The sequence below is a fragment of the Paenibacillus ferrarius genome (assembly GCF_002027705.1).
Lineage (GTDB): Bacteria > Bacillota > Bacilli > Paenibacillales > NBRC-103111 > Paenibacillus_E > Paenibacillus_E ferrarius.
This window is the reverse complement of record NZ_MBTG01000014.1, coordinates 78,537-103,202: the sequence shown is the minus strand read 5'-3', so window position 1 is coordinate 103,202 and position 24,666 is coordinate 78,537. Positions and strand designations below refer to the sequence as shown.

The 24,666-nt window shown below is 44.4% G+C and carries 21 protein-coding genes; 1 reads left to right on the top strand and 20 read right to left on the bottom strand.

Going from position 1 to position 24,666, the window contains the following annotated elements:
- Positions 1–77: 77 nt before the first annotated feature.
- The 20 genes from BC351_RS43455 to BC351_RS16860 form a co-directional block, all read right to left on the bottom strand.
- Positions 78–1,307, bottom strand: a complete 1,230-nt coding sequence (locus BC351_RS43455; RefSeq protein ID WP_158082117.1) for a family 16 glycosylhydrolase — start codon at positions 1,305–1,307, stop codon at positions 78–80.
- 94 nt (positions 1,308–1,401) lie between these two features.
- Complete coding sequence (locus BC351_RS16950; RefSeq protein WP_079413924.1) at positions 1,402–3,870, bottom strand: discoidin domain-containing protein; 2,469 nt, start codon at positions 3,868–3,870, stop codon at positions 1,402–1,404.
- Positions 3,871–4,543: 673 nt separating this feature from the next.
- Positions 4,544–4,939: a GNAT family N-acetyltransferase gene (locus BC351_RS16945; protein ID WP_079413923.1), complete on the bottom strand. Its 396-nt coding sequence runs from the start codon at positions 4,937–4,939 to the stop codon at positions 4,544–4,546.
- A 75-nt stretch (positions 4,940–5,014) separates the two neighbouring features.
- Positions 5,015–5,815 carry a phosphotransferase gene (locus BC351_RS16940; protein ID WP_244209046.1) on the bottom strand — a complete coding sequence of 267 codons (801 nt, stop codon included), beginning with the start codon at positions 5,813–5,815 and terminating at the stop codon, positions 5,015–5,017.
- A 46-nt stretch (positions 5,816–5,861) separates the two neighbouring features.
- The gene (locus BC351_RS16935) at positions 5,862–6,383 is read right to left on the bottom strand and encodes an AAA family ATPase (protein WP_079413922.1); all 522 of its coding nucleotides are present in this window, start codon (positions 6,381–6,383) and stop codon (positions 5,862–5,864) included.
- Positions 6,384–6,705: 322 nt separating this feature from the next.
- Positions 6,706–8,220 carry a stalk domain-containing protein gene (locus tag BC351_RS16930; RefSeq protein ID WP_158082116.1) on the bottom strand — a complete coding sequence of 505 codons (1,515 nt, stop codon included), beginning with the start codon at positions 8,218–8,220 and terminating at the stop codon, positions 6,706–6,708.
- A 200-nt stretch (positions 8,221–8,420) separates the two neighbouring features.
- A complete protein-coding gene (locus BC351_RS16925) occupies positions 8,421–8,993 on the bottom strand; it encodes a beta-class carbonic anhydrase (protein ID WP_144028433.1) in 573 nt (190 codons plus the stop codon).
- Between the two features lie 200 nt (positions 8,994–9,193).
- On the bottom strand, positions 9,194–10,384 hold the full coding sequence (cntE, locus tag BC351_RS16920; protein WP_079413920.1) for a staphylopine family metallophore export MFS transporter CntE: 1,191 nt from the start codon (positions 10,382–10,384) through the stop codon (positions 9,194–9,196).
- 14 nt (positions 10,385–10,398) lie between these two features.
- A complete protein-coding gene (locus tag BC351_RS16915) occupies positions 10,399–11,145 on the bottom strand; it encodes an ABC transporter ATP-binding protein (protein WP_079413919.1) in 747 nt (248 codons plus the stop codon).
- Entirely contained in the window at positions 11,132–11,959 is an 828-nt protein-coding gene (gene cntD, locus BC351_RS16910; RefSeq protein ID WP_079413918.1) for a staphylopine uptake ABC transporter ATP-binding protein CntD, read from the bottom strand. Before cntD ends, BC351_RS16915 begins: the two co-directional genes overlap by 14 nt.
- 3 nt (positions 11,960–11,962) lie before the next feature.
- On the bottom strand, positions 11,963–12,826 hold the full coding sequence (cntC, locus tag BC351_RS16905; protein WP_079413917.1) for a staphylopine uptake ABC transporter permease subunit CntC: 864 nt from the start codon (positions 12,824–12,826) through the stop codon (positions 11,963–11,965).
- Positions 12,823–13,758: a nickel/cobalt ABC transporter permease gene (gene opp1B / locus BC351_RS16900; protein ID WP_079413916.1), complete on the bottom strand. Its 936-nt coding sequence runs from the start codon at positions 13,756–13,758 to the stop codon at positions 12,823–12,825. Before opp1B ends, cntC begins: the two co-directional genes overlap by 4 nt.
- 41 nt (positions 13,759–13,799) lie before the next feature.
- A complete protein-coding gene (gene cntA, locus BC351_RS16895) occupies positions 13,800–15,425 on the bottom strand; it encodes a staphylopine-dependent metal ABC transporter substrate-binding lipoprotein (protein WP_079413915.1) in 1,626 nt (541 codons plus the stop codon).
- Positions 15,425–16,735 carry an opine metallophore biosynthesis dehydrogenase gene (locus BC351_RS16890; protein ID WP_079413914.1) on the bottom strand — a complete coding sequence of 437 codons (1,311 nt, stop codon included), beginning with the start codon at positions 16,733–16,735 and terminating at the stop codon, positions 15,425–15,427. The genes cntA and BC351_RS16890 overlap by 1 nt, the downstream gene beginning before the upstream one ends.
- Before the next feature lie 36 nt (positions 16,736–16,771).
- Positions 16,772–17,566 carry a methyltransferase domain-containing protein gene (locus BC351_RS16885; protein ID WP_079413913.1) on the bottom strand — a complete coding sequence of 265 codons (795 nt, stop codon included), beginning with the start codon at positions 17,564–17,566 and terminating at the stop codon, positions 16,772–16,774.
- 11 nt (positions 17,567–17,577) lie between these two features.
- The gene (locus BC351_RS16880; RefSeq protein ID WP_482811864.1) at positions 17,578–18,429 is read right to left on the bottom strand and encodes a histidine racemase CntK family protein; all 852 of its coding nucleotides are present in this window, start codon (positions 18,427–18,429) and stop codon (positions 17,578–17,580) included.
- A gap of 275 nt (positions 18,430–18,704) precedes the next feature.
- Positions 18,705–19,019, bottom strand: coding sequence for a DMT family transporter (locus tag BC351_RS16875; RefSeq protein WP_079413912.1), 315 nt, complete (start codon positions 19,017–19,019; stop codon positions 18,705–18,707).
- Positions 19,019–19,360, bottom strand: coding sequence for a DMT family transporter (locus BC351_RS16870; RefSeq protein ID WP_079413911.1), 342 nt, complete (start codon positions 19,358–19,360; stop codon positions 19,019–19,021). Before BC351_RS16870 ends, BC351_RS16875 begins: the two co-directional genes overlap by 1 nt.
- 21 nt (positions 19,361–19,381) lie before the next feature.
- Positions 19,382–19,960, bottom strand: a complete 579-nt coding sequence (locus tag BC351_RS16865; protein ID WP_079413910.1) for a TetR/AcrR family transcriptional regulator — start codon at positions 19,958–19,960, stop codon at positions 19,382–19,384.
- Positions 19,961–20,138: 178 nt separating this feature from the next.
- On the bottom strand, positions 20,139–22,397 hold the full coding sequence (locus BC351_RS16860; protein ID WP_079413909.1) for an S-layer homology domain-containing protein: 2,259 nt from the start codon (positions 22,395–22,397) through the stop codon (positions 20,139–20,141).
- Positions 22,398–22,779: 382 nt separating this feature from the next.
- Between BC351_RS16860 and spoVB the strand changes: the two genes are divergently transcribed.
- Positions 22,780–24,330: a stage V sporulation protein B gene (gene spoVB / locus BC351_RS16855; RefSeq protein ID WP_079413908.1), complete on the top strand. Its 1,551-nt coding sequence runs from the start codon at positions 22,780–22,782 to the stop codon at positions 24,328–24,330.
- Positions 24,331–24,666: the final 336 nt, after the last annotated feature.

The following is a 24,666-nucleotide window of genomic DNA, read 5'->3' as shown; positions in this document are numbered from 1 at the left end:
GAGCCCCTTCACAATCTATTCATGAGGAGTATGAAGTATGTTTATTGACTGCAATGACACAGTCTGCACTGACCTTTTTAATTGTAGACGTTAAATTCTCTCACGGACCACCAATTGGTGCCCGTACCGGTTTGCACGACTTTGATGTATCGGGCAGTCTTTGACGCGAAGTTGACAGTAATTAGCGGAGCTGTGCCTGTGCCGCTCGCAATCGCACTCCCCCAATTGGTACCGTCGCTGGAGACAAACACCTGGTATCCCCGGGCATAGTCATTATTATTACCAGTGCAGTCTATGGTGAGCTTGTTGAAGGTTTTCGAAGAGTTCATGTCAACGATAAAATATTGTCCAGGGACCATGTCTGCACCTGTTGTCCAGCGTGAACTCATATTGCCATCCAGCATGTTGCCAGGGGTACTGTTCACTGGCGAGGTAGTTGCTGTCCAGCCGGTGCGGTCTAGTGCCGTGCTGCTGGCGGTTTTTGTATACGCACGTACGTAATCAATATAAAATTTTTGCGGTAAAGCGGAGTCATCTGGGCTTGTTTTACCTGTAAACGGTGTATTGGGTCCGCCAATTGCGAGATTGAGCATCAAATAAAATTTTTGATCGAACGGTGCCGGATAGGGAGCGGAAGGCGTAAACCAATTTGTTTTCGTTGAATAGAGCACATCGTCTACATACCATCGGATCGCGCCTTCCTCCCACTCAACTGCAAAAGTGTGATACGTATCCGCAAAAGATTGGCCGCTGGACAGTAAGTAACTTGCTCCGGAATACGTATTGTTCGGCCAATCGTTTCCATAGTGGATGGTACCGGACACTTTGTCCATCTGGTCTCCGCGATTTTCCATAATATCGATCTCGCCGCTCTTCGGCCAGCCGCCGTAAATAGCATCCGTCGAAAGCATCCAAATCGCCGGCCACATGCCTCTTCCTTGAGGAAGTTTGGCGCGAATCTCAAAACGCCCATATTTCCAATCGCCTTTATTCTTGGAAATTAATTTTGCGGACGTGTACGATTGTCCAGTATAATTCTCCTTTTTGGCTACGATGACTAGCGATCCGTTTTCCTGGTACGAATTGTCTCTTCGGCTGGTATAGTATTCAAGCTCGCTATTGCCGAATCCACCGCCTTGGTCGACGAGACTCCATTTTGTGGAATCTGGCGCCGAGCCATTCGTTCCGTTGAATTCGTCGGACCAGACCAGCTGCCAGTTGTCAGTAGGAGCAGATAAAGCGGAATATGCGGGAAGCAGGCTCAAAACTAGTAACAGCAAGATTGTAACCAAAAAACGTTTTTTCATAGTTGAATACCTCCACTTTCATAAGTTGGCAGGGCCTATTCAAAAGCAATATGGGGAGTGAAAGTTGTTATCACTCCCCCAAACTTGCAACTCCTTATCCGTTATAAACGTTAAACTCTCTCACGGACCACCAATTAGTGGCCGTAGCAGTTTGCACAACTTTGATGTATCGGGCAGTCTTCGATGCGAAGTTGACGGTAATTAGCGGAGCTGTGCCCGTGCCGCTCGCAATCGCGCTCCCCCAGTTGGTTCCGTCGCTAGAGACAAACACCTCGTATCCTCGAGCATAGTCATTATTGTTGCCAGTGCAGTCTATGGTGAGCTTGTTAAAGGTTTTCGATGTGTTCATGTCGACGATAAAATATTGACCCGGCACCATGTCCTTCCCGGTCGTCCAGCGGGTGGTCGTATTGCCATCCAGCATGTTGGCAGGGCTACTGTTTACCGGAGAGGTAGTCGCCGTCCAGCCAGTACGGTCGAGCACCGTTCCGCCTGCCGCCTGCGTTATAGCGGTGGCTGTGTTACTGGCTGCTGAAATGTTGCCAGCCGTATCTTTCGCTCTTACGGTGTAGCTGTATGTCGTCGAGGCAGTCAGCCCCGTATCGCTGTACGAATTCGATGTGGAACTGCCGACTAGCGTGCCGTTCCGGTAAATATCATATCCACTTACACCCACATTGTCCGTCGAGGCAGTCCAACTGAGGTTGATCTGACTGTTCGAAACGGCAGTCGCCGTAAGGTTTGCCGGAACGCTCGGCGGCTGGGTATCGCCCGTGCCGCTGCCCTGGAATTCGGTAACGGTCTGTCTCATTGCGGCACTTGGAGAATTAGCGTACACGCGCCCGCCAGTGTCATTGATGATGTGAGTGATTTCGCTGCCTGCCGTTCCGGATAACCAGATGTCCGTCATATGGTGAACTTTGACACCTATCACGTTGGGCACTTCGATCGCATTGTTAAGCTTGACGGCTGCGTCCCTGAAGAAGGAATATACGCCTAGCCCCCAAGCTTCATGCGTGGTTACCGTATCTGCCACCTTATAGGAAGGATATCCGTTTTCCGTTCCATTCTTACTCATCCACGAGGACTGGTTAGGCACGTCGTAAGGGATTTCCGACTGATAGAAATAGGTTCTTCCGCCGTTGCCGTTCCATAGTGTCTGATACTTGTTGTGATGCTCGACGAACAAGCCGTAGATGGTGACATTATTTCCGTTGACTACAAGTCCGTTATTGGACACGTTAACCGCCCAACCGGTTCCTGTGCCGTGGTCGGCTCGCCAAATCCAAAAATGATCGCCGATGACGTTGTTGCTGTTGATCTTCAGGTCGGTATCAGCCAGGCCTGCTCCGGCGCCGCCTACTCGGAAGAAAAGGTCCTGCAGGGAGGTCGGGTTGGAGGAGTGGTTCAGCGAACTGCCGGTGGGTCCGACTTCCAGCAACGAAGGTGAATTAGACGGACCGGCATCGAACAAAATTCCCGAGATATTCACGCCGTCCACATCGGAAACGGACATCGCAATTTTCCCGTTATCGGGAATCAGTGTCGGCATGCCGATGCCCAATACGACGGTGTTGGCATTTGTAATACGAATGGTATCGTTCAGATGGAAAACGCCAGGCACAAACAGGAGGTGCTTTCCTTGGCTGAGCGCCGAGTTAATACTAGCTGCTGTGGCTGTTTCAGGATGAGCGATATAGAATTGGTCGATGGAGATGGATGTACCCGGTGTCGATCCACTTGCCCAGCTTACGCCTTTGGCGTTCGTCCGAAGCGATGGGACAAAAACGCTATACTGCCCGGAGCTGTTGATGTAAAGATATGGTTTCTCGCGAACGACAGGTGTACTATCGACGATTGTGTACGGAGGATCTGGGAAAGTAGCAGCTGGTGGCGTAGTGTCTCCAACCATCACTGTATTCCAGACGGAGCCTCCCCATGATGCATACTGGTCATTCCGGTTAAACCATTGCTGCTGTGAGGCAGGAGTGATTTTATTGCTTATGATGGAATCGGCCATGTAGCCACCGCTAGCCCAACCGGCATTAAAGTTCGAGTCAAAGTCGAACAACTCAAGATTGCCTTGAACTTGCAATCGCCGCATAGGTGCCGCCTGCGAAACCGCCCATCGCATCTTGCCGCTCGACGGCGTAACTTTCAGATTCTCGATCGAGCGCCAAAAGTTCTGTGTCGCGTTGCCGTTAGCCCATTTAGCGTCTACGTTGAGTCCGCCTGTAATATTCACGTCTCCGGGATTCTGTCCCAGCCCGGCAATATGTGTATAGAAACCTTCCCGAATATTTACATTGTAGGTTCCGGGCTTGAAGAGCATCGCGTATCTCTGTGTACCGAATTGATTTGTTTCCTGAGTGTTGAAAATGTTAGTTGCCACACTTTCAATGTCGGTGGCAGCCATCGTTGGATCGAAGACGTAAACATTCGCCCCGAATATCGTAGTATTCGCGTCGCTGATGGATGCCGCTCCGGCGGCACCGGAAAAAGCGGCCAACAAACTCGTAGCCATGGCCATAACCGAGACAGCTGATAGTACTTTTTTGATCATAACTTCGTATTCCTCCTCAATGAAATCAAGTTACAGTTCGTTTACTCCCTCTCCTTTGCAAATCTTTTTCTGAATAGGCTCCCTAAATTTGAATTTGGGTAGTTCCCAAAACATAACCACCTCCTCTTCAATTTAATATCGTAATCCTGTCCATGCAGATTACATGAAAGCGTTACCAAAAAGGCACATCATTACACCCTTAACGGTTTAAAAAGAAAAAATCTTTCTAAACTTTCGCATAGAATGGCAACGTTTCATCTGCATTCATTAGAGACGGTGGATAGTAGAGGTTCTTGTCTGTAATGAGGTACGATTCCACACGTCCTTACTATGAAGTATAATGAAAAACATAATCCCATATAAGAAAATAAATTGACCATTTTTAATATTTTTTTAACCAATTAGTGGAAAATGCTTTATACTTACCGACTCGTTCCGACAGGTTTGAGATCATATTGCATATAATTATCTACTACAGCACGGGCTTTCATACAATAAGGGGTCAGCTTCGCTCACCCCAGCCCCAAAACATATAAAATTCGGCTTATATGTTAAACAAAGAGCGGGCTTCAGCTCCCCGCTCCTTCGTCTTGACTCAATCCTTTTCTAAATATAGCTATGCCTAAAACCAAGCCTAGTACTATTGTTGATTGAGCTATCCTTCGCCGCTAGTTTAATCTTTCCTCCTCCATAATCCCCCAGAACAGGGGGTAAATCCACTCTTTTTATAAAAGGAAGTATGTTTTGAATCATATGTCAATGTCACAATCTCTAACCCAACACGTTCTGCCTCTTGCAGTAATTTCCTAACTAAGGATTCGCCAATTCCTTTTTGCTGAAATTCCGGATGCACAATTATGTCTTCCATGTATCCATGCTGCAACCCCATCCCAGAAACATAGCCGAAGGCTATAAGCTTATTTTCCTCATCTCTGAGACCAGCCCAAAAGTTACATCGTTCAAATAATGTTGGATAATCTGAATATCTGCCGTCCCAGCCAACCAGTTCCCTTAAATTAGGAACTTCATCCGCTGCTATTGGCAAATTAATTACTATTTCATGCTTCAATGTATTGTTCTCCTTTGTCTTTTCTAAGCTACTTGGCTATTGCGCAATCCTTCCCAGTAAGCGGAATATTCGATTCTATTTCCAATCTTCGAAATGATCTGTTACAAAACGAATCTCACTCTCATAGTGCGCCAAGTGACCTTCATCAACCATTTTTTGATAGGCTGGATTCCCTTCGGCGGCACCATTTCCCAACGTATCACACAGTACTTTCAAACGTCGAGTAATCCACTGTCCCAGATTATTAGGGACTGGAATTCCATAAGATTCAAACACCAAATGAATTCGCCGACGGCGCTCTGAAGCGTGAATTTCATACTGGTAGGCTACAGTTTTTCCAGAAGAATGGTCAGGTGCGAAACTCGCAAGCGGAACCGATGTGTAAAGGAAGTACGAAATGTCCCACATACGCGGACCTGGGCCTGCCATGTCAAAATCAATCAGCGCCACAGGAGCCCCCTCTTGAAAGACAACATTATACAAGGCTGCGTCATTATGACAGATCACTTCGTGTTCGGCATCACCGGCATAGCTAAGCTGCCATCTGTCCCCCGCATTAGGAGTGAACGCTTTAGTCGCATCATGGAAACGGCGCAAAAGGCGCGCCAAACCCTTAAGCGTTTCGTCCGACCACATGTACGGTTCAAGTTTTGGATAATTGTTCCCTGGAACTTCCCCTGAAATAAACGTCAATATTTCACGTCCAGAGTCATCCATTCCTAGAAATCTTGGTGCTCCCTCAAAGCCTTGTTTTTCCAAATGTTTAAGTAGTTCATGAACATTCGGGCTCCAATAACCTATAGGGCGGCGAACAGTGTTCGCCATGCGGACGATGTGATTAATATTACCGCCTTTTAACACTTCTTCCTGAGTCACTAAGGTTTCATTCCTCTCTTTCTGAACGTTATCGTTTTCCGTTAATTTAAGCGTACTGAAGAACCCAGGTCTTTATTTGAGCTGCTACATCAGCTACGTCGGCAACCGTAGTATCGACAATCGGCATTGGCGGTGTATATGCCTTATCCGCATTTTCAAGCAACCAATTTGCAAATTTCTTGTAGTCCTGTATCATTTCTTCTGGCCAATTTCTTGCACGTAATCGCCTCTCGCGAGTTTCATCATCACAATGTAAATTTAGGTAATAGATATGCTTAAAATAAGGAAAGTCAATGCATTTTTCAATATCCCAAGTCATTGCTGTTCCGCATATAATTGTCATACGTCCACTTTCAGCTATATTTCTCGCAACTCGAAGCCAAACGTTTCTTATTTGCTGCTCATCTGAAATGCCTATCTCACGAAGGTTATCGATATCAAATATATTAAATTCTGGCAATACGCTTCGCAGTTCATTAATAACGTAGGTTTTCCCCGATCCACTAGAACCTGTTACGATAAATAGGGGTATCTTTTGCTCTGATATTGAAATAATTTCATTAACCATTTACAACACCACCTTAGATTAAGATAAACATCCTCGATTTATCTTATATACGTAGTCGAGCAATAACAAGAGAATCTATTGTTATAGCTAAAATTAACCAAGCAAATTGAACTCTGCTGCCCTCAAAAGATGAAATCCTGCGAATAGACAAGTTTGCGTAAAGAATTTAAAACATACCGAGGGGTCTAATTGCAGCAAGTATACATCAAATGAATAAAGCAGGTCGCCGCTGCGCCTGCCTTATTTGTCTGTCAGTATGAAGATAACGTTTTGCATTAGCACCCTCATGGGTACTTTCTTCTGTTCTTTTCATATATAAAAACTAGAAAACATTTATCCGTCGAAGAATTCGGTTTAAGCTGTCATAAATAATAATTTTTCCTGCATTATCGATCGTAAATAAGGGATTCCCCCCTATATTTAATGCACTTGGACCCTCTACCTGATAGGCTATGGATTCTCCATTTTCAATTTTATAATTAACCGCAGGCGGCTCATACGTTTGTGTTTTAGGATCAAATAAACCTTTGTTATACGTTAAATTATCAATATTTACATACTCCTCTAAATTTCCAGAAACATCAACTCGATATATTTTTTTTGCGTCGGATATGTAGAAATATCCATTCCGCGTTGCGGCTCCCGTAATTTGGCCCAAATGAACCTTAGCCACCTCACTAACCGTGCCATCCAAGTTAATCTTGCTAATTTTTTTGTTTTCTTTATCCAATACATAAATGTTCTCATCCATGTTTACAGAAACATAATTCCCTTGCTTATCGGGAAGGCGTCCAATTTCTTTAGTTTCACTTGGCGACTGAAAGTCGTATAACTTTCCCAAAAATGTATTGCTGTAGTAAAAATGCTCTTGATCCAAAAACGAGATGAAATTATTTTCTTCATTCATGGAACTATCTAAATTGTACGTCACCATCTTCACTTCTGGCAGTACCTCATAAATGACTGTTGCTTCTTCGACATAGGTTTCCGATGCCTGTGCAATCAAATATAGCTTGCTATTTAAACTATTGTAAAACAGCTTTTTGGGAGTGATGTTGTTAGACGGAACACGTTGCATATTGCCCCTTGAATCTTTATATTGTATGTTAAATTTACCATCAATGAATGTAATTTTCTGGATGTTTCTCCCATCCCCCTCCTTTTGATTATATGACAAGATTCCATATCGGTAATTGTAATCTTTCTCATTGACATCAATCATGTACACATTGTTATTTGAGTCTGAAATGATATCTCTAATTTTAACATAGTTTGATTCTGCACTGGGCAGTGCTATCGATAAATTATCTACAGTAGGTTTGTCTCGCTTTGTCTGAACTGCAACAGGTTGAATGGCTTTACTAGTGATCGTAATCGCCAGCGTGGCACTGTCAAACGAAACCTTCTGATCCATATTTTCAGAAATAAATCGAAGGGGCACCATTGTCGTGTTATTGATAATGGTCGCAGGCTGCTCCAATGAAGTTGAGACTCCGTTTATCCTAGCATCCTTACTGTCGATGGTCAGAGTGATCGCAGTTTTTGTTTTGGCCGTAGACAATGTAATGGTCCGCGTAAGTTCATCCCATTTCACTGTAGTCCCCAGAGACTCAGCAACAAAGCGAAGCGGCACCATTGTCACGTTATTCATTAAAGTCGGCGGGGCCGCAAGCGTCTGGTTTTGACCATTTACTGACACAACTTGCTCATTTAGTCTTAGCTTCATCTCATGATGATCCGCAATTGCTGTTGAGCCCACTGCAAAAGCAGGATGAATAGATAGGAAAAGGCAACTTATACTAAGCGCTATAGGCTTTCCGAAGTTTTTAATCATCATGGCTTTCTTCCTCATTTTCTATAATTATTCGGGCAAATTACACTTCCAAATTTAGTTTATTCCACACATCATTCCAATTCCCTTTTACCTTCATTTAGATTACATTAGTTTACAATAGAAACGGCAGCCGATCATCTGGCCGGCTGCCGTCGAGTCTTCATTAAGCTATAGTTTAAAGGCTTCATTCAATTCGAATATCCCTACGATTCCCTATGTTTATAACCGTCAACAATTAAATCCAACTTTCCTGTTTCCGGATCGATTACAAGGCCATGAACTGGAATGTTTTGGGGCAGGAGGGGATGGTTCTTGACCGTTTCCACGCTTCCTTTGACGGATTCTTCAACACTATCGAAACCGTGCAGCCACTGTTGCAAATTAATTCCGGAACTCTCGAGGGTATCGATAGTGTCAGATGATATGCCGTTCTCCTTCATTTTATTAATGGTTTCCTCAGGGTCAATACAGCTCATCCCACAATCATGATGTCCGACCACAAATACTTCATCGGCATTTAATTCATATACAGCGACAATAACGCTGCGCATCACGCTGCCAAATGGATGCAGAACAATCGCTCCAGCATCTTTAATAATTTTGGAATTTCCATCCTTGATATTTAATGCTCGTGGAAGAAGCTCGGTAAGTCTTGAGTCCATACAAGTTACAACAACCATCTTTCTATCTTTGAATCTAGATGATTTATATTTTTCGAATTCCTTCTTCTCTACAAACTCTGAGTTAAATTGTAACATATCATAAAGTCGGTCCAAGCTTTTCACCTCTATTTTCTCTTATTATCTTATTATTTTATCATAACCTACGAAGTCCACTCAACATGCCAGAGATATTCCTGTTCTTAGGAAGCAATTCCAGTTCTATTAGCAATTCATATTTGAACGAAAATAAAAAATCCGCAATTTCAGCGGATTTAAAATTTAACTAGTATATTGTCATTACGTGAGGTCAGGCCCTATGCCCTTTCACCAACAAATATTTTTCGGCGATCGTAAGCAAAAATAATCATCGCTGCGCCCATAATCGCACAAATCATATACATAAACGAATAGGAAGTAGCGTCAGCGATCGGGCCCATCACAACACCGCCAAGCGACATACCCAAATCAGCGGTCGCAATGAATAAACCAATCAGCATGTTGCGGCTCATCTGAGGCAGCACAAAACTCAGATAGGTGGTTAACGCCGGATATAGAAGCGCTTGAGCAGCTCCCATGAGTACTGCGCCGGTGTAGAAAAAAAAGGGCCCTCCTACCAGTGAATAACTGACGCACTGAGCTGCTACCGCCAGAGTGCACATAATGCCCATAATAAATAACGAATGCCATCGCCCGTCAGACGGAATTTTTTTTCTTAAAGCAAAGCGGGCCAAGACCACGACCCCCGCCTGAAGCATGAGATAGACGCCGGCGCTGCCGTTTTCCAACTGCGCCGCGTACAGCGGCAGGAAATTTGTGATAGCACCGAAAACACTTGAAGCAACGAGCATCAATAAACCGCATTTAAACAAATACGGATTTTTGATTAACTGTCCCAATGACTTTATAACTCCAAATCCTAACACCTCATGCGTTTCAGTAGTCGCCTTCTTTTCTGTTGCCATGGGGATACTATAGCCGAATACGGCGGTACAAATTGCAATGGCGATTAGCAGCAATGTGAAATAGTTCATTCCCCCCGTTTGCCAGATACCGATTGCCAGAAGGGGTCCAAGAATACTGGGCATATAGGTAAATAAAGAATAAAGCGAAATCCCCTGCGAGCGATCCTTTTCCGGAAGGGCGTCGATAATACCGATTTGCAAAGCCATAGAAAAAAATGCTGTTGAACAACCTTGGAGTATTCGTGCAATCAAGTAGCCTTCCAAGCCACTATACGTATACAGCAGCAGTGCACAACCGTTAATAATAAGAATAATACGCAATATTTTCAACGGCCCTCGTCGTTTGATGATCTCTCCTGCCCACGGACGAAATAGCATGGCAGTACACATATACGCCCCCATGATCCATCCAATGGCTGTATTGCTCGCTCCCAGCGCTTCTCCACGCAGCGGAATGATGACATTTAATATAGCATTGGCGCTGAAAAAGAGAAGAGCAAGCGTATATAAACGCACAAATGGCCAGGACAATGCTCCAGTCAAAGCCTCCTCCTCCTTTAAAACGTAATGTGCTTCTTCAATAAACTTTTTGCATAGTCGGATTGAACATATTTTAAATGTTCTGTCCTCACGATTTCTTCAATCTGCCCCTCTTTAAAAATTATGATTCTGTCACAAAGATAAGCAGCTGCTTGAATATCATGAGTGATAAAGAGATAGCTCGTTCCGTAATTTTCTTTTAACTCTTTTAATAGATCAAGCACTTGTGTCTGGACAGAGACATCAAGCGAACTGACGGCTTCATCCAGTACAATGTATTGGGGCTGGGTAGATATGGCTCTGGCGATACATACGCGCTGAACCTCTCCGCCCGATAACTCATGCGGATATTTGGTCCGATAGGTCGTGTTCAAGCCAACTTGTATCAATAAGGAGTCGAGTTTCCTTTGTTTCTCGGAAAGCAAGTCATTTTGCAGGTTCAACGGCTCCATCATCGCCTGTTCAACGGTATAATATGGATTCAGAGACGACGTATAGTCTTGAAAAACCACGCTGATCTGATCAGCTCTGACCGTTTTATCCGAAACGTCTCTTCCATCAAACTGAATAATCCCGTGATCCGGCTTCTCGATACCTGCAATCAACCGCCCTAATGTTGATTTTCCGCTTCCGCTTTCTCCAATAATCCCCAGGCATTCGCTGTGTTTGCATGTAAAGCTGACATTCTTCACAATCTGCTGCTTTTCTTTTGAAAAAAAACTATTTTTTCGATAAGCCTTGGAAACGCGCTCAACGACTAGCAATCTCTACCCTCTCCTCCTTCACAAGCTTTTGGAAATGAGCACTCAGTGCCAATCGGGCAGAAACTAAGTATTGCGTATAAGGATGCTGCGCTTCCGTAAAAATAGTCTGCGTTCGACCTCTTTCAATGATGGCTCCGTCCTTCATGACCAGCACTTCATCTGCCATTTTTTTGACAACTGCGAAATCATGAGAAATTACAATCATGGAACAGCCTGTTCGTTCTCGCATGTGTATCAGTTGTTCAACCACTTCGAATTGCGAAATAGCATCAAGCGCTGTTGTTGGTTCATCGGCGATGACGACCTCAGGCTCTAGAACTAGAGATAAAGCAATCATCATGCGCTGAAGCATCCCTCCCGACAGCTCGTGCGGGTATTTATTTAGATTATCTACAGGGTTCTGCAGCATGACGCTTGCCATCGCACGAATGATATGTTCTTCACTTTCTTTCCGATTCCATTTAAAGTGCTGGGCAAGCGTTTCTCTAATGTGAACACCGATTACACAGGTAGGATCAAACGCTCGCATCCCATTTTGAACAATCATGCAGAGCTGCTTGCCTCTTTTCTTTCTCATTTCCTTCGCTGAGAGCGTCATGATATTCTCGCCCTTCAAGTATATGGCACCGGATTGATGAATCCACGGTTTGTTCAGCCTCATAATCGCTCGACAGGTCATCGACTTTCCGCTGCCGCTTTCTCCTACAATAGACAGACAGCTTCCTTGCTTCAACTGAAATGAGGTATCGGCTACAATTAGTTCATTGGTGTTCGCATCCCATAAATTCAGATGCTCAACTTCCAGCACATTCATCGTTTAAATCGTCACCTCTTTCGTTTGCAGCTTTTTGGGTGAGGCGCCTAATTTGGGGTCCAGCGCAATCTGAAGGGCATCCGACAAGAAATTAAAGGCCGAAACGATGATCATAATGGCCAGCCCCGGAGCAAGCATTAGCTGTGGCTTTGAGAACATCACGCTTCTCGCCTCGCTCAGCATCATCCCCCATTCTGCATGTGGTGCCTGAATTCCTAATCCTAGAAAGGAGAAGCCGGACATTTGCAAAATCATCGAGCACATCGCACTACTTGCAATCACAGCAATATCGGAACAGGCAGCCGGAACAATATGTCTATAAATAATTCTCAGATTGCTAATGCCCGTGACTTTGGCAAATTTCACATAGTTCAGTTCCGCATACTGCATGACGGAAGCTCGAATCACTCGTGCGAACCATGCCCATTTCATGATAACAAATGCAATCAGGATATTTGCTAACCCTGTACCCAGGATCCCAACAATCGCCAATGTCATGACATAGCCGGGAAAAGAGAGCATGATATCACAAATTCTCATGATCAGGGCATCTGTTTTCCCTTTAAAATAACCTGCCATGAGTCCCAGAATGGCTCCAATCTGCAAAGCTGCGAACAAAGCGACGGCAACCCACAGCACACTGGGCCGAATTCCGTATATTAATCTGGATAAAATACATCTTCCCAAGTGATCGTTTCCTAGCAGAAAGTTCCAAGACAGACCGGCATAACGAAGATTCATATTGACCTCTTCTGGGTCATGGGGCGCAAATTGCGGCGCGCATAATCCGATAATTATCGTACCGATAATAACGACAGAAGAAACAATGGCAAGTTTATCTTTTGCTAAGCGCTGTACAACCCTCATGACATATTGTTCCTTAATCTCGGGTTCATGGCAGCATTAATGAGATCAGAAATGGTATTAAATCCGACGAATGCTACTCCCAAAATCAGAACATAAGCTTGAATTACCGGGAAATCCCTTCCCATAATTGACTTAACGCTCAAGCTTCCTAATCCGGGCCAGGCAAACACATTTTCTATGACGACCGTGCCTCCAAGTATCGTAGGTATTGCCATGCAAAATATCGAAACGGCGACTTGCAAAGAATTTCTGACGATGTGCTTGGTGATGACCATCTCTGATAAGCCGCAGGCCCTGCCATACAGCACATAATCTTCATTAATGTTATTCAGCATGGCGCTCCTGACGTTTCTGAAGTAAATACCGGCGTAACTGATTGAGATCACCGAAACCGGCAAGATATAGCTCCGGTAGGATTCCATACCACTTGTCGGCAGCAAATCCATTTTCACAGCCCAATACCAGATAAGCAGCGAACCCAGCCAGTAAGCTGGCATTGCTGTTACAAAAAAAGCCAAACCTCTAATTGATTTATCCACCCATGTACCTTCTTTCATCGCACAAACGACCCCCAGCAGGAGTGACCATACTATGATAACAACAGAAGCAGCGAAAGTGAGTTTTAACGTATTCAGAAAAGCTGGGCCTATTAACGAGCTAACAGGTTTTCCTGTCACATAGGACTTGCCGAAATCCAAGTGCAAACAAGCTGTAAGCCAGCGCATATAACGGATGAAAAAAGGCTGGTCAAGCCCCAATTCATCTTTCGTTTGGGCGATTAGCTCATGCGTAACTTGGGGGATATCTCTTGCATGCAGCACTGCTTCGGCGGGATCCAACGGTGAAAGATTAAGCAGTACAAACGTTATGAATGAAATGACTAACAATAGTGGAATGGTTAGGAACAGCCTTCTCATCGCATACCTTCCCATAGAATTCTCCTTTGTCTCAAAACACGAATCAAGCCAGTTTGTTATTCAAAATGCATTTGTTCAAATGGCAGTTCAAATTGCGTTTGTTTGAACGAGATGCTTTTTAGATTCTTGGGTGCTACCACGGTTACACGGCCATTGGTGAGCGGTATAAACACGGCTTCATCGTGTACAATTTTCATAATATCGGCGTACAGTAATGTTCTGCTGTTCTCATCCGTGGACAATGTCACTTCATTAATTTTTTTGTACAATTCATCGGCTTTTGCAATACCTTTTGTTGTATACAAATAGGATGATTCCGTCGTAAAGGCAGCTATCGTGCTTTGAGGATCATAAGCCAGTCCCCATGTCTGATTGAACAGCAAATCGTAATCGCCTGTCGCTCTTCTTTTGGCAATTGAAGTTGAATCCTCCCCAACAATAACTAGCTGGAACCCGACATTTTTGAGTGAATTTTGAATAAATTCTACTTGCGTTTTTTGGGAAGCAGAATTGCTGTCGTAATACATACTAATGGTCAGCTTCTTGCCATTTTTCATTCTGATGGAAGGTCCACTTTCTGACGTCCAGCCTGCTTGCTGCAAGATCTTTTTGGCCATTTCAGGATCATAACCGCGTTGCTTCAACTCCACATTCGCATAATTAACGTTCGAGGAGAAAAGTGAATTAGCGGGAGTCTCCGTGCTGTTAAAAATATTTTTGCTGATACTCTGCCGGTCAATGGCATACCAGATGGCTTCGCGCACGGCCGTTTCACTAACTGGACTATCCGTTTTGCTGCTATTGGCCACAAGCATCTTCGTATTCATCGATTCGCTTCGAACCAATTGATAATTGCCTGAAGCCGTTAATTGATTCATGGCGTCGACATCGATGCTATCTGTGCCCCGATCATCCGTGAACACAAAGTTGATTTCACCTTTTTGTAAAGCCAACAAGGTTGTTTCTCCAGATGGAAGCACTTTTGCGGTAATTTTCTTAATTTGGGGCTCACCGCCCCAGTAACTTGGATTGGCTTCAAAGATGGCATATTCATTGGTTTTATGCGCAGTCAACTTATATGGCCCCGTACCGTTGTAGCCGTTTACCCCATCCTTCGTGCTTCCGTTCACAAAATCTTTCGGGGATAGAAAGACATAGGGTCTGGTCATGGACAATTCGAGCAAAGCCGGGGCATAAGGCTCGGACAGCACCAATTTGAACGTATCGTTATCAATCGCTTCGCTTTTTACAATTTTCGTTGAGAACTTAATCCAAGCATGTTTGCTTGCATTCGCCTGGACCGCATCGAAATTTTGTTTCACGGCTTTGGCATTAAAAGATTCTCCATCGTGAAACTTAACGTTTTTCCGAAGGTGAAACGTGTATTCTTTGTGATCTGCCGAGATGTCCCAGGATTCTGCAAGAGCAGGTTTGATGCCGTCTTTCGTGTTTTCAACCAAGGATTCGAATATCATTCCTTGAGCAGACATAGCGCCTGTATATAGATGAGGATTCATATCATTGATATCTTTGGGCGTTGCATATATAAGTGCAGTATCCTTTTTATTAACCGCTTCATGGTCTGCTGGAGCCGACGTTGATTCCTTATTGCTGCTGCAGCCTGCGATAGTCAGAACAAAAACGATGAACATCTGCAGCATAACGATTCTTCTTTTACTCACTAGAATTCCTCCTGCATTTCTTTATTGATTTCACTGCATATTCGCTGTATATCCTCATTGAAACTTTGAATGGTAAAGGCATTCGACCGCTTGAGTTTTTGATGAAAATCAGCGGCTTCAACTAATTTTTGTTCATAGGTATGAAGAAACTTGTCAATCGTTGGACTTGGTATACCAAGGTATGTCATCATGCCTTGGATAATTTTGATGCGGTAATAGTCTTCTTTCGGCATGCGGGGGATGTCTAGTTCCCCTTCCTTATTCATAAATATGTTCCTAAATGGAACTGCCGAAAAATCGAAATATTTGCCGTCTTCATTCGGTTCAGAGAAAGGATCGATGAGCAGCGATGTATAGCGGATGTACAATAAATATTCTTGATGAATCGTCTCAAGTCGGCTAAAGTTTTCGATATCGTCACGGGACAAGCTTTCCAGTCTGACGGGATAATTGTCATCTGTCATGAATTGAAGCAGATTTAGCCGTTTAATCCGCAAAGCATCCAGCATGTTCATGATTTCTTTCCATTGCGCCAGCATATCTCGGATCAAATATTGTGTGATAGGACCTTCGGGATACATCTTATAGACATATTTTTGAATAGGAGAATCTCCGAATATAGCATCCAGTGAAAACTCATTCATGAACAGCGCCGGGTGCACATACAAAGAGATATTTCTTGATTCAGCCTCAATAGGCGTTGCCATCTGCTCAAGCACAATGCCAGATCGTTCAAACAATTGTCTGAGCACTTCGAGATTGTCGGAAGCAGTCCGCGTGGAGCCTGCAAAATTTTTTTTCTTCACTGCTGTTGTAAGAACATGATGATGAGCGCTCTCAGGTATCCACCTTGTATCGCCAAAATAGGTGGAGAAACTGATAATTTCAACCTCTATGTCGAATTGCTTCATATAATTATTGACTAGACTGTTTGAACCAAGCGTAGGCGAAATTAAAACGATGCATTTAACATCTTTCAAAACATTGCGGCTCATCTGTTGCAACACTTCGATGTAAGCATCTGTCGTTACTGCCAGAATCAACGTATCCCACTCACCGGTAATCGTGCCGAAGTCTTCGAATAGTTGGTCGATGGGACACTCGCCTTCCATCTCTCGATGATTATCATTCTGGACGCTTACTCGAACCATCAGATTGCTCTGTTTAAGCGCCGAATATAATTGTTCGGAGCGCGCGGACGCTCTACCGGCGATTCCCAATCGGCATGAAAGCTGTTTGTTTAAGCATACAGCGAGCTGAATCGTTGCAGGGCCTGTACCCAACAGCAAGATTTGTTTGAGATTGCTCATAGTCCCTCCTTTTCATCTTGTCTTCCTGAAATCTTGCTAAGACTTTCGGTATAAAGCAATATCAAATACTTGATCTGGGCGCAAGATCGTTTCCGCTAGCATCCATTTATGTTCGTCTACCTTCTCCATCGGGTAATTAAACAGCGACTTCAACTGATTCCCATAACGCATAGCCACAACGACATGCTCGTTCGTTAAAACGTGCAATTGATCCAGCAAATCATACTTATTGGGTACGGTTGAACTGAATATGATATGAGTTGCTTCTCTGGTGAAATTCAGCTTTTCTACTGTTTGCTGTTCCAAACGAATGTTGAGCTCTCTGCCTAGCTGTTTCACAACCTCGTATCCTAGCGTGATGGCTTCCTCATCAATATCGATTCCCACCACTTCTGCCCCTGTCCGTTTGGCAATGAATAGCGGCGTCATCGGAAAAGAACCTGACCCGATCAGTAAAACCTTGGAATCAGAGGTTACTTCAGCGCTTCCAAACTCCTTCTCAATGCACGACTCAATATTTCGAAAATAGTCGGTGATATCCGAATATCCGTGCCGCAGCTTGAGCGCCCGATATTTCTCCATATGGGCAACAGCAAGCGAAGATTTGATTCTCAAAGCTTCTACGAGCGGCGAAATTTCTTCAAGCTTATTCAGTTCCATACTTTCCCAAGCTTCTCTATTTGAGGGGTTGGTGATAAATGAAGAATAGCTATTGATTAATTGTTCTAACGCTGGACTGTGAGTCAGGGTGTGATCATAGCATGCTGCCTGCTCATCAAATTGTTGTGAAAATGCAATTAAAGCTGCTTGCATCGTTTCTACAGCCTCCATACCGTTCCCCCTTATGCATTATCTATCGATAAATCAATGAATGCCTTACCCTGTGCGACAATACCGACCAGGCCTTCAATATTGAGATTTGTCGGTTCTGCTGCATGCCAGCTCGCATTAACTAGAATTATGCCGCCGGGTTGTTTGATCTCAGCAACGATCGTTGCTTCATGCTTCCAAGCCAGGTAAGCTCCGATTGAAGCCGTACCTGAGCCGCACCCCCGTTCCCAAATCATGGTGTCCAAATGAGGAACATAGATGAGCGGAGCCATTTCCTGCATTGCAGCCTTGTATAATAAAATTCCTATCAAACTAGCTCCAAGCGTTAATCCGAGTAATTTGGCCAAGGACTCCGCTTTGTTTCTAATTGATGCACCAAAATCGTCAACTTCAATCACGATATGAATATAACCAGGGTATCTCAAAATAATGACACCCAGCTCTTTTCCCTCGTACTGAATGATCCGATTTTCTATTTTTTGTGGAATAGGCATCTCAACCTTGCAGTAGAAACCGCTCCGCCTTCTCGTCACAGAACAATTGATGGCTTTCTCAAGGCCAGAGACTTCTAAAATGATTTCTGTCGAATCATTAAGCGCTATCTCTCGTTCAGAGGCAAGGAAGGCCGCTAACGACATACACGCGTTTCCGCAAAACTCACCGCCGGCCATTTGTAAAAATGCTGCTGCTTGATTGTTTGCCGACTTTTCAATAAAACCGACTTGCTCCGCATAAACATGGTCGTAGGACATGAGCTTGGCGGCGATAGGTATGTATTCTTCAAGCTTGTGGTTCGATTCAACTAAAATGGTCATGTTCTGGGTTGGACTGCACTTAATGAAATTTACAATCTGTCTCCCCACTTCTACCCTCCTCTTAAAGCGTAATTATTACTATTACAAAACGTGGGTTAGTCTGTCTTATCCATATTTAATATTCTACAACCATAAGGACTAGACACTAATAGTAATTTTTACGAATTATAAACCATAATATACCTTTTTTATTCGCTCTGTCAATACAATCGTAAAGTCCTTTGGGGCTCCCGTGCCAAGGAACTGCGGTTTGGCAAAAAGACAGCCTTGGGCTTTCACGTCCAAGGCTGTCTTTTACTTTTATCTATCGATTTTTTCTATCGTTAAGCCATTAGTTTCAAACCAACCGCAGCACTCAACACCATCGCAATGAACACCAACCGTTTCCAGTCTTTGGATTCGCCATAGAACAACATCCCGACGATAGCCCCGCCAACCGTTCCAATTCCTGTCCAGATCGCATAGGATGTGCCCATTGGCAGGCTTTTCATCGCCAGGCTCAGAAGCCCGAAGCTCATCACAATACCGACGATGAAAAGACTGAACGAGCGAACGTTTTTTGCTTTATTAATCTGGTTCATGCCCACAACGCCTACGACTTCGAACACTCCTGCAAACATCAGATATATCCAGCCCATTATACAGCGACTCCTTTCTTATTCTGCTCTTTTGTCACAAATTTCAGTCCGAATACGCCGGCTAAAAGCAGAATAATAAGGAATACTTTAATTAAGCTGAACGGTTCTCCAAACAGCAGCATTTCCACCAGCACAGTACCCGCTGTTCCCATCCCGGTGAAGACGGCGTATACCGTTCCAACCGGCAGTTTGGTAGACGCGCTGATCACCAAATGAAACGAAATATACATCGCAATGATCGTGCCGATCCACGTCAATGTAGTATCTGCATGTTTTAATCCTGTAACCCACATGACCTCAAAAAAAGCGCCAATAAAGATATAAATCCAATTGCGGTTCATGGTTGTGATCCTCCTGTTGTTTTACTTTTTGATGCCGCGCCAGTATACGAACCAGGATGCCTCGATCCTTTTGAGCGATCGTTCGGATCCTCCGAATAACAATTCTACAAACATGCCGTCCAAAACAGCGAGAAAAGCAACTGTCGCGGTATTACTGCTAACATCCGAACTAATCTCCCCTGCTGCTATCGCTTGATCAAAAACGGGGATTAGCATCTCTTCTAAGGTAACCCAATAGCGATAACCTTCTTCCACAATGACATCATAAAGATGCGAAGGCGGAAAAAAGGACACACGCAAGAAAAATTTGGCATTATCATCTTTTTCATACCACGCATGATGTTCGGTAAGAAAGCCATAAAGAATCTGATCAAAGGAAAGCTCCGTATTGCGATCGAGATAATCAACAGAAAATTGCACTTGCTTCGCAAACACATCATCAAACAGATCAAGAAAGAGCTCATCTTTTCCTTTGAAATGCGTATAAATTGATTGTTTCTTAATGCCAACTTCCGCAGCAATATCCGCTAGCGAAGCGCCTTCGTATCCGTTTTTGGCAAATTGTTTAAGAGCTACCTCTTTAATCCGCGCTGCAGTCATTCCCATCACCCTTCCGAACGTTCGTCAGGATGATTTTATCACGTATTCTGTCTTAAGGCAACTGAAAGCAAAATAAAAAGGCCTCTCTCGTCCTTGGACGGAGATAGCCCTAGATTCTATTGAATGATAGTAAGCTTAGAAGGTCCACTAGGACCAACCAAGCTTGTTATCTTTTAGTTTACTTGCTTTTTTGAGCCAACAGTTTCAGCAGAATCGTTACGGCTTCAGCCCTCGTTGCATGGTCTTGAGCGGCGAATTGGTTCGCGTCTTTACCTTGCACAATACCTGCTTGCTTCACGTTAGCAACACTGCCTTTTGCCCACGTAGGAATATCCTTGTCGTCAGCGAAGTCAGTTACGGCATCTGCTTCGATAGGCAAGCTCATAGCGCGAGCTATCATCACGGCTATTTCCGCACGTGATACTTCAGCATTAGGACGGAATGTACCATCATCATTGCCTTTAATGATATCAGCTTGTACCGCTTGCGCGACCGCCTTCTGCGCCCAAGCTCCGATTTCGGCAGAATCTGTGAAGGTCGGTGTCATTCCTGCTCCTTGCGGCTTCAGCGTATTCATCAGCATTACAGCAAATTCCGCACGAGTCACGGTATGATTCGGCTTAAATGTATCATCCGGATAACCTGCGACAATTCCACTGCTTATTGCTTGCTTGATGTTCGCCTCTGCCCAGTGTCCGAAGATATCACTAATATTAACTACCTTTGGCTTTTCCGTTGGTGGCGTTTCCGCCTGGTGATTCGTTACAGGCAGACCCGTAGCTGGGTCTACAACGAATACCGCAAACTTCCCAGAGTGATTGACTTCCACACTAATGCGGTTGCCATTGATCTTACTTCCAGGGACACCCATCCATTCTTTCTTCCCATCTTCATAATAGAAGACACCCACCGATTGATTGCCCTTTAAACTTGTTGGATCAAACGTTAGAGCTATCGTTACCGGTTTACTGAAGTTTTCCGGGATATTTTTCAGAATTTCAAATATCGAACTGCCCAGAACCTCTTTATTAGTTAAAATATTTTGGGTGTTTAGCACTTTCTCTATCGTTAATTTCAGTTCTTTATTTGTTGCATTAGCCGGAATCGATATTCCGATTTTATCTTCAAGACTAACCTCGCCTATTGTACCCAAAGGAAGCGTTATTTGACCATTAGTTGAAGTCAATTTAGTTTCTACTGGTGGTGGTGGTGGAGTCGAAGGCTCATCCTTTTCCGGATAGGAGGGTGGCACCGGCAGGTTCGCGGTCCTGGCTTCTACCAAATTGGATGCCATTCTGTAGCCTGGAGCAAAATTGGCAATCAGGCGGAACTGATAGTTTGTATTGTCTGTCAATGGATGAATTGTTGTCTGCGCTTCATTGGCAACCAAGGCTTTTTTGTTCCAATTTTTCCCGTCTTGCGACCATTCAAGTTCGAGATCGGTTGCCCCCTCTACCGCAGGCCATGTAACGATCGCCTGGTCTGAAGTTGTTACGATTTGCGGGCTTTCCAAAGTGAGTGAAAATTTTTGCACACGGCGCAGCATGGAATCATCTACATAGATATTTCCGGCATTGTCGGCGGCAACACCGAATGTAACCTCAAATTCTCCAGGAGCTGAGCCTTCCTTGCCCCACATCCTGATTGATTTCCCATACGGATCAAGTACTTGAATTCGATAATTCTTCGTCTCCATGACATGCAGATTTCCGAACTGATCAAAGGTGAGAGCTTGTGGAAAACTGAATTTCCCCGGGTCAGCGCTTTCCGTCTCTCCCCATTGTCCAAGATATTGGCCCATGGAATCGAATTTCTGGATGCGGAAGTTGCCCGGGTCAGCAATATAAATGATGCCATCGCGATCGATTGCAACGCCGGAAGGCGCATTGAATTGTCCGGGAGCAGCTCCACGCGCTCCCCATGTGAGCAAAGGTTGTCCCATCGGATCATATTTTCGTACCTGATGCAATCCGGCATTCGATACATACACATTACCCTCGTGATCGACTGCCATCCCCAATACACCAGCATTCAGAAATTGAATATCATCCCAATGCCTCAGTTCGGTGCCGTCTGACTGAAACACCCGAATGTTGCCTTGTCCATTATTCACATAGACAAGCCCACTATGATCTACCGCAATGGCCCGTGGCATTCCGAATACCATTCCGTCAATATCCCATACTTGCAGAAACTGCCCATTGGATGTGAATTTCTGCACACGGCTGTTCATTGTATCCGCTACATAAAGATTTCCTGCTTGATCAATCGCCATCCCTTGAGGAAAACTAAATTGACCCTCTTCCTCGCCATCTTCTCCCCATTGACTAAACACAGGAGCAGCAAAAGCCTTCTCTCCATATCCGACGAACAGCGCGGACGTCATCACTGTAGCTGACAAAACACATTTCAAAAATACTAAATTGCTTTTCTTCATTGTCTCACTTTCCTTTTCACCATTCTAGTTGTCATAAATCAATCTGTAGCTGTCAAACCTGAGCCTTGCTGCGCACTTCTACTCTCAAAACAACTCAATTAATTGATAAAGATATTCATTATCAATGGCACGAAAAAAAAGAGAGTGAATTTTGTTTAAATAGCTCATTTTTATGATAATGATTTTCATTATCATCTATTAATACTGCTCTATATTAGCAATAAAACAAATTTCTTGTCAATTTAATTATTTTCAAGCTATAGCAAAAGCCCCCCACTATACGCCATCATATGTTCAAAAGTGGCATCAACACCGGCTTGTTCGCATGCTTTTCCAATTCTTGAATACATTTAAGTATTCGATTAACAGGAGGACACATGTCATGTCACAACACGGGCAATCGTTCATGAGAGGTACGTTGGTCTTGTCTGTTGCTGCTTTCATCAACCGGATACTCGGTTTCATCAGCGGCATGTATATTGCTCGCGTACTAGGCGCAGAAGGAATCGGAATTTTGATGATGGCACATCCACTCGTCCCGCTCGTCATTACGATTACGGAACTTGGATTGCCGGTGGCCATATCTAAGTTGGTTGCAGAGGCTCACGCTCGCGGTGAACGGATGAAAGTGAGGCGCATTCTGCATGTCTCGCTCGCTGTCACAGGCTTCTTGAGCGTAGCGCTCACCACCATATCGCTGCTAGGATCTGAATGGATCGCATCCATTTTGCTAAGCGATCAACGCGCTTATTACGCGATGCTGGCGATTACACCAATCGCGCCAATCGTCGCTGTTTCCTCCGTATTAAAAGGATACTTCCGCGGCATGCAGCAGATGAAGACCATCGCTGCTTCCGATGTGCTGGAGCATACCGTGCAAATCGCTTGTGTACTGGCACTAGTCCACCTATTGCTGCCTTACGGCGTCGCTTATGCAGCAGCCGGAGCAATGGCTGCCTCTGTTGTCAGCGAAGCGATCAGCCTTCTATTCCTTTTAGCAAGTTACAAGTTATACGGTGAATCGAAAATGCCAGGCGAAACTTGGGCAAGCCACCTGAAACAAGGAAGAAGCACACTTGGCGAACTGCTGCAGATTGGGTTGCCGACGACCGGCTACGGTGTCATTCATTCGTTATACAGCACCTTTCAACCACTTCTTATTACAACCAGCCTCGCGCTGGCCGGCATCAGTACGGCGTTAGCCACGAAGCAATTCGGTATGTTGGCCGGTTATGCGTTTCCGCTGCTGTTCATGCCAAGCTTTATCACGCAGTCTTTGTCCACCGCTCTCATTCCTGCGATTGGTGAAGCAGCCGCGAATAAGAACAGTCTGCTCATACATGAACGGATGAATCAAGCTATGATCTTGGGACTCCTGATCGGTGCGCCAGCAACCGTTATTCTGTACGAGTGGGCAACTCCACTAACAACACTTGTCTATCATGCGCCCGATGCAGGTTTGCTGCTGAAAATACTAGCGCCGATGTTTTTTCTGCATTATTTCGACGCTCCGCTTCATGCCATTCTGCTCGGGCTCGGCCGCGCGAAAGCTACGCTGTTGAATTACATAATAGCCACGATATTCAAGGGTGTCTCGATTTTCGTGTTCGGCAGCCAATTTGGTATTATTGGTGTTGCGTACGGCATCGGTATCGGCATTGTGATGCAAACACTGCTGAACTTCTTTTCCATCTCAAGCTCGATCGGATTTTATTGGAGTATTCGTCCTTATGTCAAAGTTGGGATCTGCATGATGCTGATGGTGATATGCGGGCACTGGACCTATAACTATCTTGCCAGCGATGGTATTCTGCAGGTATGGTGCGTAGTCACTTCAATCGTTTGTTCCTTGCTTCTCTATTTCGTCACACTCGTATTGACGGGTACGTTGAATTGGAAAAGGACGCGCCACCGCTTTTCGATTCCATGGTAAATTTAATTAAAAAAGAAAAGGGGCTGCCCCTCTGCTCATGATCTTCTTTCATGCGTATGAATATAGCGTCCGGATGTATTTCACTATAGCTGTTACGGGTTCTAGTAATCCTTGATGAACCTCCTACTTTCTCTGCGCTCTAGCTCCAGTTACTTTCTCTAAACCTGCAATTATGCATCTTTTTTGCTCTTGGAATAGCCGCAACTAATAAATTCCTGCTTTTGTGCAGGTTTTTGAGGCTTTTTCTGAATGTACGGCTGAAAATGATAAAAATGCCTGCACAATTGCAGGCATTTCCACTTTTTAACCGAATTCGCTCGGAAATTCCTGTATTTT